Here is a 16,183-nt window from a genome sequence, read left to right on the forward strand (position 1 = left end):
TGGGTTTCTTTTTTTAACTCTAGTATTTTTAATCGCAACACTTGCTGCAAAAAAATTCTCTCGATATACTCCTGTCCTCTGTACAAGCGGGTGTAGCTCAGCGGTAGAGCATCACGTTGCCAACGTGAGGGTCGTGAGTTCGAACCTCATCACCCGCTATTTTTTTAATACCTGCGGGTGTAGCTCAGCGGTAGAGCATCACGTTGCCAACGTGAGGGTCGTGAGTTCGAACCTCATCACCCGCTATATAGTTTAAATTTAAGGAGCAATTTAAATGGACCAAGCAACGACAGAGCCTAGGCAGTTGGTAAATGAGCATGTGCGCTTTACTATTCACAATAAGCCTTCTTGTATTGTTGAATTTGATGTTGAAGCTTTAAAACCATTGATACAAACAGCTCATAAAAAAGCAGTTAAGAAAATAGGGAAAAGCGCTACTCTTCCTCGCTTTCGAAAAGGAAAAGCTCCTGATAACCTCATTGAAAAAAACTTCCCCGATGAAATCAAAAAACAATGGGACCAAGAAATTGCTAATGCCGCTTTTCAAGAATGCCAGAAGCTCGCTAATATTTCTATACTACACAAAGAAGCCAAAGTCTCTTACAGCATTAAAAGTCACTCCTCTCATGGAGCTCTTTTAACGCTCTCTTTTGAAACCGAACCAACTCTTCCTTTTATAGACCCTAAGGAAATCCAGTTAAAAAGTGTGAAAAAACCGGAAGTAACCCCTGAAAAAATTGCTGAAACTATTCGTCAAACACAATTCTTCTTTGCCAAATGGGAAAAAATAACCGATCGCCCTGTTCAGGAAAATGATTTTGTAACTTTAGATGTAGATTTGGTTGAAGAAGGAACCCCCTTATTTTCCAATACGCGTTTCGAAGTAAATGCAAAGGGTATGGCTGAATGGATGCTACTCCTTGTCCTTGGTAAAAACATTTCTGATATAGCCGAGGGGGTAAGTGTTCCTGATCAAAATGCATCTCAAGAGGAAAAAGAAAAGCTAAAACCAAAAAAAGCGCGGATTACGATTAAATCTATCGATTTAGCAACATTGCCACCTATTGATGAAAAGTTTGCTAAATTACTTGGGGTCTCTTCTGTTGAAGAATTACATCAAAGAGTAGAAGAATTATTAAATAAGCAAGCTGATGCACATGTTCAAGAAGCTCTACGCGAGCAAGTAACAGAGATTTTATTGAAACAATTTTCTTTTGATTTACCTGCGACGCTGATTCAAAAAGAAGTCGAGTTTAGAATTCAGCAACTAGCTCAAAATGCTGATTTTAAAAGCTATTGGGATAATTTGAAAACAGAAGAGCGTAAAAAAATATTTGAAACGATCCAACAACAATCGGAAAAAGCTGTTCGAATGTTCTATTTATGCCGTAAAATTATAGACGAAGCAAATATTCGCATTGCTGCAGAAGATGTCCCTTCTTCTGCCTCTATCCCACTTGAGATTTTACTTAATCCCCAAAATCCTAATCACTCTAATCATCCTGAAATTGAACATGCAGAAGCATATTCTCGCTTGATCTTAGAAAAGGCAGAAGACTGGATTATTAAATATGCAAAGTTTTAAGTTAAGCTAGTTCAACTTGCAGATTATCTTTTCATTCAGCAATACTAGAGAATTCACATTAACCGCTTTTGAGGTCTATCGTATGAATGTTCCATATGTGATTGAAGATACAGGTCGTGGCGAGCGTGCCATGGATATTTTTTCTCGCCTATTAAAAGACAGAATTGTTTTTATAGGCACAGAGATTACAGATCAAGTAGCTGATGTAATCATTGCCCAAATGCTTTTTTTACGTGCTGAGGACCCTAAAAAATCTATAAGTATCTATATAAATTCTCCCGGAGGCTATATTTCTGCTGGATTAGCAATTTATGATACCATGATGTTTATGGATTATGAAATTAATACTTACTGTATAGGACAATCTTGCTCTATGGCAGCCCTTCTTTTAGCTGCTGGCACTAAAGGCAAACGATTTGCATTACCTCATAGTCGAATTATGATTCACCAGCCTATGGGTGGGATTGGTGGTTCTTCCGCTGATATTGCTATTCAAGCTAAAGAAATTATTGAACTTAAAAGCATTTGCTCTAAAATTTTAGCGCAACTTACAGATCAAGAGGTTGCTAAAATTGTTGAAGATTCTGAACGAGATTTTTTCATGAATCCAGAAGAAGCCAAAAAATATGGTCTTATTGACAAAATAGCTACACAGCCACAAAAAATGCCAGCGACAAAACAAGAATAAAACCGAGATTTTTAAGAGTTATGACAAAAAAAGAAAAAAATGGCGCCCACTGTTCTTTTTGCGGCCGCCCAGAAGAAGCTGTGGAGAAACTGATATCTGGCCCTGAATCCTACATTTGTGATAAATGCGTACGCCTATGTATTGAAATTGTCGATAAAAAGCCAGTTCATCATGAGCTAAAGATACTAAAACCAAAAGAGATTAAAGCTTCTTTGGATGCTTACGTCATTGGTCAAGAAAAAGCCAAAAAGACTATTTCGGTTGCTGTTTATAATCATTATAAAAGAATTCGCTCTCTGCAAAAAGAGAGTGAAATCGAATATAGTAAATCCAATGTTTTATTATTAGGACCTACGGGATCTGGAAAAACTCTCATTGCACGTACTTTAGCTAATATCCTAGATGTACCTTTTGCGATTGCAGATGCTACTACTTTAACTGAAGCTGGTTATGTAGGTGAGGATGTAGAGAATATCATTTTACGTCTTGTACAAGCAGCCGATTATGATATCGCACGTGCTGAACAGGGTATCATTTATGTAGATGAAATCGATAAGGTTCGCAAAACAACAGGTAATGTTTCTATTACACGTGATGTATCTGGAGAAGGAGTACAACAAGCTCTTTTAAAAATCGTAGAGGGCACCATTGCCAATGTCCCTCCTAAAGGAGGAAGGAAACATCCTAATCAAGAGTATCTTCGTGTAAATACACAAAACATTTTGTTTATTGTAGGAGGTGCTTTTGTGCATCTTGAAAAGATTATTGCTAAAAGACTTGGTAAGAGTACGATTGGCTTCGATGTAGGAGAAGCACGTGTATTTGATACTAATGAAATCAATTATCTGCTTTCCAAAGTAGAACCTGAAGACCTCATTCAATTTGGTATGATTCCAGAATTTGTAGGCCGCTTCAATAGTACTGCTAATTGTAATGAGCTAACTATTCAAGACCTTGTTGATATTCTGATTAAACCGAAAAATGCTATTATCAAGCAATATCAACATCTGTTTGCAGAAGAAAATGTCTCTTTAAAATTTACAGATGATGGTCTAAGAGCTATGGCTGAAAAAGCAAAGAAAACAGGGACAGGAGCTCGTGCTTTAAGAATGATTGTAGAAAGTCTTTTATTAGAATTAATGTTTGATATTCCATCAGATCCAACCATTAAAGAAATCATCGTTGATGAAGAATGTATTACTTCTCAAAAAAATCCTAAAGTGATTCGCTTGCAAACTAGTTAAAATAAGGCAGGTTGACCTGCCTTTATTTTTACCTTGTCTGATGTTGTACCATTACAGAAAGCTCTTCTTTACCCGCTCTAGCGCTTTCTTGCCCAGAGGCACTAAAGGAACTAATAAACTGCATTTGGGCTTGTAGTTCAACTACTTTTTGTTGCGACATCCCCTGTCCTAATTGTTGTGCTGCATTGATGTCTTGCACCCATATACTTAAATAATCAACTATGCCTTTATCATCGGTATCGTGATTCTTTTCATAGAATTGCTTGGCCAGCCAAACAACGTCTCCTTGTAGCGTTCCTCTTTGATCTTTCTGAAAAGAGGTGTCGTCTTGCCACTTTTTAATATCGTCTGAAAATTTAGAATCTCCTATTTTAGTGTCAAAATCATCTATAACCCCCTCTATAGCCGTTACAATGGGCTTAAAATCGGGTTGAGTCATAGATGCCTCTTTCAACTTTTTACAATCTTCTACGAGCTTATTGTAAGAGTTCTGTATTTCGGTGAGATGTTTCCCATCAAATTTATTCCAATCCTCTTGGATCACTTCTTTTTTAGCTCCTAATTGATTTTGTATCTTGCTAAGAGAAGTACTCAAAGAAAGCAAATCACTCATAACAGAGCTGAGCTTATCTGTTTCATGAGTAATGAGCAAAATTCTTGTAGAAACATTATCCATAGCTTTAACATAAATGACCAAAACAATAATGGTCAGAGAAACCCCATCTGCTTTCATCCGATCCACAAGATCTTCCCATTCAGACCTGCTAATGTTTGTATCTTTAGATACTTGTCTATTACTAGAATGTGCAATAGTCGAAGGAACCCCACTGATAATATGAGTCATGAATTTTTTTTCTTTTGGCTTATAATAGAAAAAAAGCCTTTGAAATCTAAAGGCTTTTGCATAAGAAGCTTCTTTTAAGCTCTATGAAATAATTTTACCATTTCACTAACGGTATTTTCCACGGCTGATACATCATTTACCAGGGTTCGGTACATACTGAGCTTTTGATTAGCTTGACTAGTAACCACTTTATCTCCAGAGTTAAGAAAATCTAAGCAACTAAGAATCTTAGGATCATTTTTTAACGCTTGCTGATCTTTATTTATTGACTCTTTGTCAGTATTTAAACGACCCTGGTTAAGCTTCAGATCTATCCATACCACACCTTTGCCTATTTCTAAGCCCCCTAATGCTATATCTAGCCCTAAGATTTCAAAATAAGCTCCAATGCGTCCAAAGAAAGAACCATGTTTTAAAATATCTTCCGCAGCAGCTAGTTTTTTCACTAAAGCTGCAATTTTGCTGTCTAAATCAGCCATTGCCTTGGTGTCTTCTTTTATACCCTCTCTGGTTGATTTCAAATCATCTTCATCTTCTTTTAGCTTGTTCACAAGATCTGGATCTGGTTTATAGCTATTGACTGATTCTTGCTCGCCTTTTACATAGTCATTTACATCTGCACCTAAATCTTGAGTAGCTAAATGGCTTAAGAAACTCTTCACCGCATTTAATCCACTCAAACGATCAGCTGCTGAATTTTCAATATCTTGCAAGGTTTCAATAATCGCCTTTTTTACCATCTCTTGTTCTATATCTGTATGTGATGCCTTTTCAGCATTACCACTTACTTTACTTTCCATCTCAGCTACTAGAGCTAAGACATTTCCTTTTATTGCTTCTATCATAATATTACCTTATTTTATTATACTTATTAAATTTAATTAAAAAATCAAAAATTTTAAAATTAACTTAATTTATCAAATATCATATTTTACAAATAACAGACAATTAAAAATCCTGTGATATTTAATACATTTCTGCAAGTTCTTGCAAATACTGCCAAACTTCTTCTTCTATTCGACTTTTGTGCATTTTAGTAAGTGGCACTTTAAATTGATGTCCTATACATTTTAAATTTTTTCTTAAGTCGTCAAATTTATAGAGAGCTATATAATTTTCCTGGTCCTTTCCCTTATGCAGATCGCAAAATAGCCTACGATGATAAAGACCTCTCATTTGATCTTTAAAATCCATCTGGTCCAGACTCTGACATCTTTCTCCAAAAGCCTGGATATGCTGCAGGGCAAATCTTAATTCCTTTGCACGGCAATGAAACCCAGAAATCCTACCTTCTCCAAAATCTACCTCAATATAGCCTTCTTCTTTATCCTGGTCCCAATTACATTCCAGGATGTCAAAGTATGCTAAATGAGATTGCACTTGTATTTCTAAACTCATTTGCCGCTCCTTTTAAGCCCTAGAAGAAGCCACGTTTATTGCATACATATCAATGTTTAAGAGTTTATCAACTGTTTGATTGATACTACTTCGAGTTGTCTCTTGTGTTTGATAGTTATGCTCTAATGATCCATTAGCAGCATCATTGCTAGTTTTTTGCGCCTGAGTACCGCCATCTATCATATGCAATAGACCACCTAATCCTGATAGAGCTTGACCTATTCCATAGTGTTTCTGATGATTATGATTGAGGTCTTCTCGGTCAGTAGTATATTTATCTTTTAATACATTTTTTTGAGCATGTAGAGCATCTACATCTACTCGCTCTTGACTAACTGGCGGTGGGACATCATCAACTCGTTGAACTTGTATGACAATTCCATCTTCCTCCACTTCGTTCATCACAGGTACAGGTTCAATAGATGAGCTAGCACTATTTATCTGACTATCCAAACTAGCATAATCTTCTTCAAAAGCAGTTTTCAAAGCTCCCATTTCATTAGCTGTGTTAAAGGCAGCTTTTACTTGGTAGCCTCCTCCTCCTACCTGAAATGCACCTACACCAGATTGGATTAGGCCACTGATTTGCATGCTACTTGCTGCATCAAATCCAAATTTAAGCTGTGACACTGAGGTCTTAGCCTGGGCTAAAGAGATAACTTCTCTAAGCTTATTCAAAGTATCTGATATTTGAACCATAAAAGCAGATACCACTTTCTGCATAAGTTGAGGATATTTCACCCAATCTATGTTGTTTAATCCTTGATCAAATTGACTATTTATTGTGTTGCTCATATTATCTACCTATTATTTTTTGACTTGCTATTTGACCTTCATTAGAGATCATTTGGGCGATATCGCCTCCTACTTTAATCTGCGTTTCACTTTCGTGTTTGAGCGAATCAAAGTTGGTTTTAATATTATGATTGATTGAATCCACACCGCTCTTATTGATAGCTATTTGGCTATCTAAGCCTGCTTTATAACTTTGTGTTCCTGCTGTTGCAGATCCTAATGTTACCTGTGCGCCTGCAGAAGAGAAAGAAACCGCTGTTGTTAAACCTTCGCTTAATCCAGCTGTGACAACGCCAGCGCCCAAAGTAAGTGGGGTTAATATGATGGTTAGAATTTGGATCCAATCCATAGCTCTTATCACTTTAAGCATCTTGTCCCCTTGCGCTACTCCATCATGCGCAAAATCAGACTCTACATGAGAGAAAGACTGATTAGCTTGCATTTGGCTAATCTGTGCGCTTATTTGCTCACTCATTAATTGAGAGAGCATATTGGCTTTTGCTATAGTACCTATTGTCATGTTAGCCTCCCTTTACCTTGCTACCTGGAAGCGAGACATTTGTCCCCATTCCGAGATAATCTGTGAAGCCTGCTGACCTTGCTGTGTATTGCTACTTGAAGTGTTTACAATGTTTAACTGCGTACCGGTTTGAATGTTTTGGTTAGCTTTTTGTGCAAGCAGGTTCCAAAAGCTATTCAAAATACTGATCTTAGCAAGTTTTGCTTGATCAGGACCTTCTTGAGTAACAGGCCCTAAACCAGCCCCTTCTGGGTTAGTCATAGCTGGAACGGCAAACCCTAAAGAGACTCCTGTTCCGGCAAAAGCACCTGCTCCAGCTACAGCAGTACCACTAGCTGCTGCTACTGCTCCACCAGCCGCAAATGCTCCTTCTGTAGCTAGTAACCCAGCTCCTGCTGCAGTACCAATTCCTGTAAAGAGTAAGGCAAACCCAATGATAGCAAGAAGAGAAAAACCGATGATTGCTCCGATATTTGCATGACGCCCTTGTGTAGACTCATTAGCAATTTTTTTCTGCTCTTTAGCAGAATCTTCTAATAAGAGATTCTGTACGTGTTGTTGATCCATCCAACCTGCTTCTAATTTGTCATTTTGATCCATCTGATTTTGAGCAAATGCGATATAAAGCATTAAGATATTTGTCACTCGTGGATCAAAGCCGGATTTTTTAATAGCTGTTTTTACTTCGGTTAAAATGGCTTTTACTTTCTCTTTTAGAAGAGACTCTTCTCCTTTTTCTACATAATTTAACCTAATAGCATCTGTAGGGAGCATGCCTTTATGCTTTTTATTCCTTAATTCTGAAGCTGAAGAGTCTTTAGATTTTAAGTCGCTAGAAGGCAGGATTCCATCTATTCTAACACTGTTTGTTTGTATTTTTTCTATCATATTATTTCTCCTTATTATGTTTTTTATACGACTAATTGAGCCATTTTATTTTTTAATTCATTCATTGCTTTAATCATCTCTTGAGCAGAGTTATTATATCCGTTCAATGTTTGCATATATGCTTGCACTTGGATCGATTGCTGTTGAGACTGCCCTGTTACCATATGTTGTGCGGAACTCCCATCCATCCAAAAATTAGCTAAGTCGCTTTGTTTACCTGTTCCACCACTATGATTTGATTGATAGTACTGCTGTGCTAAGTAGGCTAATATTCGATTCAAGCGTGTAGGGTCTTGCCCCTGAGCATTAGGATGAAATCCTGCGTCATTACCATGGTAGCCTGTGTCATTTACCCACTGCTCAATAGCTTCAGAAAAAGACCCTCCTCCTATTTTTGTATCAAAATCTGCTTTAAACTGTTCTACTGTTGTTAAAAGAGCCTTTAAACTAGGGTCTTTCTCTCCTTTTTTCTCTACTTCTGCTAAATCTTTAATAAATTGTTTATAGTCATCTGCAATCTTCTGGATCAATTCTTCCATTTTATTCGCTTTCCAAGCTTCCTTACTAGAGCTTGGTACATTACCCAATCCAGCTTCTAGCTTGCTCAAGTCTTTGTTTAGCTTAATCAAGTCGTCCTGCAGTTTACTAAGCTCATTTGATTCTTCTACAATATCGGCAATACTCTGAGAGGTACGGTCCATTGCTCCTGTTTTTTTCTTATTGGACATCACTAAAAGTACAAGAATTTCTAGAGTAACGCCTTCTTTTTTGAGTTTTTCAATCCAACCGCTAAAAGAAGGATCGTCTCCTAGTCTAAAAACTGGTGGTATGGGTTCTTGTCTTATAATTTCCATAAAATCCTCTCTTAAGATGAAATCCAACTCGCTCTAGGAGCGCGTCGTTTTTTGATTTTTTTCTTCTTTCCTACCATTTCTACAATCTCATCGGAATGCTTTTTAAACTCTTTGCTAAAGCTTACGATTTTTTCTTGGTTAGGGGTATTTCTCTTTGTTGCATATTCTACAAGCTGCTCAATCTCCTCTGGACTTAGGCCTAAGTTCTCTTTAACCTTTTCAAAGTAATCCTTTAAAAGACCTCGGACTTGGTTTAATTTTTCAATAGCTTGGATCTGTTCTTCTTTAGAGCCCTTAATAATCGCATTTTTCCAATTGAGCATTAAATCGTTAATCAATTCTAAAATCTCGCTTAAATGGGTTTCTTTATATTCGGCATTAGACTCTAAGAATTGTTTTGCTTGTTCTAGATGTGTTGTCATGGCTTCCTATTTTGTTACTGTTTATTATTTCTTCTATTTATCTATTATAATTATCTCACAAACTAATTAAGATAATATTAATTATAAATTATAAAAATGTTATATAACTGTATTTAAAAGACTTAAAATAATTCTAAATCTAAGTATACCTTTTTTTCGTAAAACTAAATAATTGATAGTAAATTACTTATATTTACTAGGAGAGCACTGAAATAAAAGCTATTCAGCTTAATTAAGATCTTGATTTAAAACAACTTGCACAATCAATCTAAAATTTTTATATATTAATAATCCAAACCAGATCTATAAAATGTAATGTCCTTTTCTTTATGTAGATTCAGAAAGATATTTATATAAAAAAAATAATTAATTTAGTTATTAATAAAATATATATTTAGATTAATTAAACTATTGTTTATTTTAATTAAACTATTGTTTATTTTAATTAAATTACTTATAATATTAAGTAAATTAATATTAAAGGTAATTTTATATGACAATAAATAGCAGTAATAATGATTCATCTCAATCAAAGCACTTACTTATACTTACAACTATTTTAGAAGAATGGCAAAAAGAAGCGCCTTCAGAAGAGAATAGAAAAGAAGCTGCAAATAGAATTCTTGACTTTTTTCATTGCAAAGGAAAGCCTCTCTTAAATTTATCCTACTTAAACTTAAGTTCTTTACCTAATGTTTTCGGTCATCTCTCTGAATTAGAAGAACTAAATCTTAACGGTAACAGGCTCACAACCTTGCTTGATGCGGCTATCGACCTAACCGCATTAAAGTTGAAGATCATACATATTAATAATAAAACCCTTACTACATTATCTGATTTACTCACTTACAGATCTATTTTAGCTCAAAAACAGCAATTGGACCACATCTTAAACCAGTGGACAAAAAAAGCTTCTTTTGGAGAAGATCAAGCAGAGGCTAAAAAGAGAATTCTTGATTTTTTTAATAACAGCACAAAGCAAGACTTAAACCTATCTAGCTTAAACTTAAGCTCTTTACCTGATATTTTTAACATTTCTTGCTTTTGCCACAGATTAAAGGAGTTAGATCTCAGTGAGAATCAGCTTACAACCTTACCCGATACGTTCAGAAATCTGTCTCGATTAACACGGCTAAGCCTTAGTACTAATCAGCTTACAACCTTACCTAAAACACTTGGTAATTTATCTCAATTAACAATGTTAGATCTTGGTACTAATCAACTTACAACCTTACCCAATACACTTGGTAATTTATCTCGGCTAACATGGTTAGATCTTACCGCTAATCAGCTTATAACCTTACCTGATACACTAGGCAATCTAGCTCAGCTAGATCAGTTAGATCTTGGTACTAATCAACTTACAACCTTACCCAATACACTTGGTAATCTATCTCAACTAACAGAATTAGATCTTAATACCAATCAGCTTACAACCTTACCTGATACACTTGGTAATCTATCCCAACTAACGTGGTTAAATCTTAGTACTAATCAACTTATAGCCTTACCCGATACATTTGGTAATTTATCTCGGCTAAAAACATTAGAGCTTAGCAATAACTATTCTTTAACTAAAATTCCTCTGAAAATACTAGAACTTCCCGAATCTAGTGTTATTGCTTTGAGAGGGAACCATAATATTGATCCAGTGATTCTAGAACAACTTTTAACAGCTATTGCTAGTTTTCGTTACAAGGGTCCTAAGGTCATTCTTCATGATACAATGAAAGAGTTCGTAGCAATGATGTATCAATTAATAAAAAAGCCTCCTAGAGAGTTTTCTAAGCTCGAAGAATCAGAAGATTTGTACCTTTGGCTAAAGCGACTATTTGATATTGCTGACTTTAAAAAGGGAGGAGAATTACAAAAAGAATTAATTACTCAAGTGATAAACTACTTAACTGAAGCTAATGACAACCAAGAGTTTCGTGCAACTTTTGATACGATTATTCATGATGCAGTAAGAACATGTGGTGATAGAATGGCATTGTCTATTATAAATTTAGGTGTTGCTCATCAACTTGCAACTGTTTCTTTTACAAACATGCATGCTCTAGCAGATCTTCTTAAAGGTTTATGGGCTATCAATATGTTAGAAGCAATTGCTGAAAATAAAATTAGCGTTTTACGATCTGAAGCTGAAGATCCTGATCAGGAAGTTGATGAAGTGGAAATATACCTTGGATACCTCATCAAACTCAAAGAGGATTTAAATCTTCCTGTAAACATGCAAAATATGCTTTTCTTTGACTGCAGTCAACTAACTCCTGATGACCTAGAAAAGGCTAAAGCATTTGTCTTAAGCCAGCAGAGTCACCAAAAAGCGTATTTTGAGTTTCTTAATCTTCATGATAAATGGATAGCAGCTCTTTCTACTCATTATAAAGAAGAATATCAAGCTATAGTAGATGCAAGAGAAAATTCTGCTAACTTAGAAAACCCAGACTACATTGCTATTGGGGAAAACTTCAATAAACAACTAGAAGCACTAACCGAAAAAGCTTTATCAAGAAAAAGGGCATTATTGAGTGACTCTTCTTTAAATGAGTCAAAAAGAGTCCACCTTAGTACTCTAGATGTAGAAGATGTAGTAAATAGTTAAGTCATTGCTTACAACAATGGTCTTTCTTCCTTGTCCTGATTGACTTTTTCGATAACTAAGCTCCTCTCTTTCTTCTTTAGTTTATTAATTATTTTTTAATATAACTAATATTTAAAGTAATTATTAATTTTAATTAAACTATTGTTTTTTTTAATTAAATTACTTATAATATTAAGTAAATTATTACAGGATGTTTATATGACAATAAATAGCAGCAATAACGATTCATCTCAATTAAAATACGCACTTACAACTATTTTAGAAGAATGGCAAAAAGAAGCGCCTTCAGAAGAGAATAGAAGAGAAGCTGCAAAAAGAATTCTTGATTTTTTTCATTGTAAAGGAAAATCTCTCTTAGATTTATCCTACTTAAATTTAAGTTCTTTACCTGATGTTTTCAGCTACCTCTCTGAATTAGAAGAACTAAACCTTAATGGTAATAGACTTACAACCTTGCTTGATGCGACTATCGACCTAACTGCATTAAAGTTGAAGATCATACATATTAATAATAAAACCCTCACTACGCTATTTGATATACTTACTTACAGGTCTATTTTAACTCAAAAACAGCAACTAGATCACGCCTTAAATCAGTGGATAGAAGAATCTCCTTCTGAAGAAAATCAAATAGAAGCTAAAAAGAGAATTCTTGATTTTTTTAATAACAGCACAAAGCAAAACTTAAACTTATCTAGCCTAAACTTAAGCTCCTTACCCAATATTTTTAATATTTCTTGCTTTTGTTATAGATTAAAGCAGTTAGATCTCAGTGAGAATCAACTTACAACCTTGCCCGATACGTTCGGCAACCTATCTCAGCTAACATCGCTAAGCCTTAATATTAATCAACTTACAACCTTGCCCGATACGTTCGGCAACCTATCTCAACTAACATCGCTAAGCCTTAATATTAATCAACTTACAACCTTGCCCGATACGTTCGGTAACCTATCTCAACTAACTTGGCTAGACCTTAGCACTAATCAACTCACAGCCTTACCAGATACGTTCGGCAATCTATCCCAGCTAACATCGCTAGGTCTTAATAATAATCAACTTACAACCTTACCAGATACGTTCGGTAACCTATCTCAGCTAACGTGGTTAAACTTTAGTACTAATCAACTCACAACCTTACCCGATACGTTCGGTAACCTATCTCAACTAACACGGCTAAATCTTAGTACCAATCAACTTATAACCTTACCCGATACACTTGGTTATCTATCCCAACTAACAATGCTAAGCCTCAGTACTAATCAACTTACAACCTTGCCCGATACGTTCGGTAATCTATCTCGGCTAACCTGGCTAGACCTTAGTATTAATCAACTTAGAACCTTACCCGATACGTTCGGTAACCTATCTCAATTAAAACAGCTAAATCTTAGTACCAATCAACTTAGAACCTTACCCGATACGTTCGGTAACCTATCTCAATTAAAACAGCTAAATCTTAGTACCAATCAACTTACAACCTTACCCAATACACTTGGTTATCTATCCCAACTAACATGGTTAAATCTTAGTGTTAATCAACTTACAACCTTACCCAGCACATTTGGTAATCTATCCCAACTAATCACTCTATATCTTAATACCAATCAACTTACAACCTTACCCAGCACATTTGGTAATCTATCTCGGCTAACATGGTTAAACCTTAAGACTAATCAACTTACAACCTTGCCCAATACATTCGGCAATCTATCTCAGCTAACCACTCTACATCTTACCGCCAATCAACTTACAGCTTTGCCTGACACATTCGGTAATCTATCCCAACTAACGTGGTTAAATCTTAGTAATAATCAACTTACAACTTTGCCTGACACATTCGGTAATCTATCTCAACTAATCACTCTATATCTTAATACTAATAAATTCACAACCTTACCTGACACATTTGGTAATCTAACTCAACTAACACGGCTAAATCTTAATACTAATCAACTTACAACCTTACCTGACACATTTGGTAATCTAACTCAACTAACACGGCTAAATCTTAATACTAATCAACTTACAACCTTACCCGACACATTTGGCAATCTAACTCAACTAATACGGCTAAATCTTAATACTAATCAACTTACAACCTTACCTGATACACTTGGTAATCTATCCCAACTAACGTGGTTAAATCTTAGTACTAATCAACTTATAGCCTTACCCGATACATTTGGTAATTTATCTCGGCTAAAAACATTAGAGCTTAGCAATAACTATTCTTTAACTAAAATTCCTCTGAAAATACTAGAACTTCCCGAATCTAGTGTTATTGCTTTGAGAGGGAACCATAATATTGATCCAGTGATTCTAGAACAACTTTTAACAGCTATTGCTAGTTTTCGTTACAAGGGTCCTAAGGTCATTCTTCATGATACAATGAAAGAGTTCGTAGCAATGATGTATCAATTAATAAAAAAGCCTCCTAGAGAGTTTTCTAAGCTCGAAGAATCAGAAGATTTGTACCTTTGGCTAAAGCGACTATTTGATATTGCTGACTTTAAAAAGGGAGGAGAATTACAAAAAGAATTAATTACTCAAGTGATAAACTACTTAACTGAAGCTAATGACAACCAAGAGTTTCGTGCAACTTTTGATACGATTATTCATGATGCAGTAAGAACATGTGGTGATAGAATGGCATTGTCTATTATAAATTTAGGTGTTGCTCATCAACTTGCAACTGTTTCTTTTACAAACATGCATGCTCTAGCAGATCTTCTTAAAGGTTTATGGGCTATCAATATGTTAGAAGCAATTGCTGAAAATAAAATTAGCGTTTTACGATCTGAAGCTGAAGATCCTGATCAGGAAGTTGATGAAGTGGAAATATACCTTGGATACCTCATCAAACTCAAAGAGGATTTAAATCTTCCTGTAAACATGCAAAATATGCTTTTCTTTGACTGCAGTCAACTAACTCCTGATGACCTAGAAAAGGCTAAAGCATTTGTCTTAAGCCAGCAGAGTCACCAAAAAGCGTATTTTGAGTTTCTTAATCTTCATGATAAATGGATAGCAGCTCTTTCTACTCATTATAAAGAAGAATATCAAGCTATAGTAGATGCAAGAGAAAATTCTGCTAACTTAGAAAACCCAGACTACATTGCTATTGGGGAAAACTTCAATAAACAACTAGAAGCACTAACCGAAAAAGCTCTGTCAAAAAGAGTTTCACTCTATACTCTAGATACAGAAGATGTAGTAAACAGTTAAGTCATTGCTTACAATATAATCCTGATGAGGTGTAGGCGATCTCTCTTCCTTATACTAGACGAAGAAATCATTCAAATCTACTTAAAAGGCCTCTATGATCAGAAAGAGCATCTATAATAAACGTTGTATCGTCATAACCGGTTTCTATTAATGAGGTTTTAGCCTTTATCTCAGAATCTTTTGTAATCAATGTATAGTCTAAATTTAAAGGGGCAGAATCTCTTTTCTTTACCATCTTTGCACAAAATGCATCCCCTCCCCATGTTCTTGAGCCATTTTCATCAAAGAATACATCTTGAAAATTTCCTTTCCAAGAAGACGTGAAGTATTCCGCATTATCTAAGTTAAGATCTCCAGTTACTATCACATTGCCAGAATCCTGATCTACTTTTTTGATAATTAAATCCATCTCTGCTTTTCTAGCTTCTATTTCCTCTTGAGTCGGATGTTGTGGCTGTTCTGAATGCTGCAGATGTGTTGCATAGATCTTTACCTTTTTTCCATAGATTTGGATCGAAAACACACCTTTTTCCGATAGTTTGGTTCTTCCAACTAGCATCTGTTTGGGAAAAGGAGTAAATTCAGGGTTTGTTGTTTCAGCTTTGCTAGCTACAAATATCCCAGAAGATGTCCCTATTGCTCTTGGCCCTATATTGAAGTAAAAATGAGCATATTTCTCTTGCAGCATTTCATAGAGATAAAACCCAGCAGCTGTATCCATAACCTCATATAAGACAAGAATATCTGGATCTTTTTTAAGAATTTTCGTAATGATTTTATCTATTCTAAAATGCCAAGGCATTACACCTCCATCACTAATAGAATAGCCCCACCTATGCAACAAATATTCCAGGATAAAAGAGAAAAATCATCTTTTAAAGCTCGCTGTGGTAGTTTACCTTGATAATAGATAAAGGGTTCTTTTTCTAGATAACTTGTTATACCGCGTAAAACAGCTCCTGAAAGTGCAGTGCCTACAGATAAGAAAGAGCTAGCAACAATCCCCATGCCTAGAAAAAATTTTCTAGCCCAATTGCTCGTTTTACTAGCTGTAGGATTTAGAACATCTACTAGGTACAATCTTCTAAAAAGTTCATGTACTTTACATATAG

Annotated in this window: 15 protein-coding genes and 2 tRNA genes; 7 read left to right on the forward strand and 10 right to left on the reverse strand. The window is 35.4% G+C overall.

Going from position 1 to position 16,183, the window contains the following annotated elements:
* Positions 1-86: 86 nt before the first annotated feature.
* The 5 genes from RHAB15C_RS05690 (at position 87) to clpX (ending at position 3,517) form a co-directional block, all read left to right on the forward strand.
* Positions 87-158 (forward strand) — tRNA-Gly (locus RHAB15C_RS05690).
* A 15-nt stretch (positions 159-173) separates the two neighbouring features.
* Positions 174-245 (forward strand) — tRNA-Gly (locus tag RHAB15C_RS05695).
* Between the two features lie 29 nt (positions 246-274).
* Positions 275-1,585 (forward strand): trigger factor, encoded by a 1,311-nt coding sequence (locus RHAB15C_RS05700; RefSeq protein ID WP_194844715.1) that lies wholly within the window; start codon positions 275-277, stop codon positions 1,583-1,585.
* A gap of 82 nt (positions 1,586-1,667) precedes the next feature.
* On the forward strand, positions 1,668-2,273 hold the full coding sequence (locus RHAB15C_RS05705) for an ATP-dependent Clp protease proteolytic subunit (RefSeq protein ID WP_194844714.1): 606 nt from the start codon (positions 1,668-1,670) through the stop codon (positions 2,271-2,273).
* Between the two features lie 20 nt (positions 2,274-2,293).
* The gene (gene clpX, locus RHAB15C_RS05710) at positions 2,294-3,517 is read left to right on the forward strand and encodes an ATP-dependent Clp protease ATP-binding subunit ClpX (RefSeq protein WP_194844713.1); all 1,224 of its coding nucleotides are present in this window, start codon (positions 2,294-2,296) and stop codon (positions 3,515-3,517) included.
* Positions 3,518-3,545: 28 nt separating this feature from the next.
* Here the strand turns inward: clpX and RHAB15C_RS05715 are convergent, their stop codons facing one another.
* From RHAB15C_RS05715 to RHAB15C_RS05750, 8 genes are all read right to left on the reverse strand, one after another.
* On the reverse strand, positions 3,546-4,361 hold the full coding sequence (locus RHAB15C_RS05715; RefSeq protein ID WP_194844712.1) for a hypothetical protein: 816 nt from the start codon (positions 4,359-4,361) through the stop codon (positions 3,546-3,548).
* 74 nt (positions 4,362-4,435) lie between these two features.
* On the reverse strand, positions 4,436-5,206 hold the full coding sequence (locus RHAB15C_RS05720; protein WP_194844711.1) for a hypothetical protein: 771 nt from the start codon (positions 5,204-5,206) through the stop codon (positions 4,436-4,438).
* A 121-nt stretch (positions 5,207-5,327) separates the two neighbouring features.
* Positions 5,328-5,759 (reverse strand): hypothetical protein, encoded by a 432-nt coding sequence (locus RHAB15C_RS05725; RefSeq protein ID WP_194844710.1) that lies wholly within the window; start codon positions 5,757-5,759, stop codon positions 5,328-5,330.
* Between the two features lie 12 nt (positions 5,760-5,771).
* Positions 5,772-6,554: a hypothetical protein gene (locus RHAB15C_RS05730; protein ID WP_194844709.1), complete on the reverse strand. Its 783-nt coding sequence runs from the start codon at positions 6,552-6,554 to the stop codon at positions 5,772-5,774.
* A gap of 1 nt (position 6,555) precedes the next feature.
* Positions 6,556-7,074 (reverse strand): hypothetical protein, encoded by a 519-nt coding sequence (locus RHAB15C_RS05735; RefSeq protein ID WP_194844708.1) that lies wholly within the window; start codon positions 7,072-7,074, stop codon positions 6,556-6,558.
* Between the two features lie 12 nt (positions 7,075-7,086).
* Positions 7,087-7,962 carry a hypothetical protein gene (locus tag RHAB15C_RS05740; protein WP_194844707.1) on the reverse strand — a complete coding sequence of 292 codons (876 nt, stop codon included), beginning with the start codon at positions 7,960-7,962 and terminating at the stop codon, positions 7,087-7,089.
* Between the two features lie 23 nt (positions 7,963-7,985).
* Complete coding sequence (locus RHAB15C_RS05745) at positions 7,986-8,816, reverse strand: hypothetical protein (protein WP_194844706.1); 831 nt, start codon at positions 8,814-8,816, stop codon at positions 7,986-7,988.
* Between the two features lie 11 nt (positions 8,817-8,827).
* Positions 8,828-9,238 (reverse strand): hypothetical protein, encoded by a 411-nt coding sequence (locus tag RHAB15C_RS05750; RefSeq protein WP_194844705.1) that lies wholly within the window; start codon positions 9,236-9,238, stop codon positions 8,828-8,830.
* Positions 9,239-9,731: 493 nt separating this feature from the next.
* Between RHAB15C_RS05750 and RHAB15C_RS05755 the strand changes: the two genes are divergently transcribed.
* Both RHAB15C_RS05755 and RHAB15C_RS05760 read left to right on the forward strand, forming a co-directional pair.
* On the forward strand, positions 9,732-11,843 hold the full coding sequence (locus RHAB15C_RS05755) for an NEL-type E3 ubiquitin ligase domain-containing protein (RefSeq protein WP_220716034.1): 2,112 nt from the start codon (positions 9,732-9,734) through the stop codon (positions 11,841-11,843).
* 198 nt (positions 11,844-12,041) lie between these two features.
* Positions 12,042-15,071, forward strand: coding sequence for a leucine-rich repeat domain-containing protein (locus RHAB15C_RS05760; RefSeq protein ID WP_220716035.1), 3,030 nt, complete (start codon positions 12,042-12,044; stop codon positions 15,069-15,071).
* Between the two features lie 67 nt (positions 15,072-15,138).
* Here the strand turns inward: RHAB15C_RS05760 and RHAB15C_RS05765 are convergent, their stop codons facing one another.
* Positions 15,139-15,873: an endonuclease/exonuclease/phosphatase family protein gene (locus RHAB15C_RS05765; protein ID WP_194845257.1), complete on the reverse strand. Its 735-nt coding sequence runs from the start codon at positions 15,871-15,873 to the stop codon at positions 15,139-15,141.
* Positions 15,873-16,151, reverse strand: coding sequence for a hypothetical protein (locus RHAB15C_RS05770; RefSeq protein ID WP_194845258.1), 279 nt, complete (start codon positions 16,149-16,151; stop codon positions 15,873-15,875). Before RHAB15C_RS05770 ends, RHAB15C_RS05765 begins: the two co-directional genes overlap by 1 nt.
* Between the last annotated feature and the right edge of the window lie 32 nt (positions 16,152-16,183).

It is taken from the genome of Candidatus Rhabdochlamydia porcellionis, assembly GCF_015356815.2.
Taxonomy (GTDB): Bacteria; Chlamydiota; Chlamydiia; order Chlamydiales; family Rhabdochlamydiaceae; genus Rhabdochlamydia; species Rhabdochlamydia porcellionis.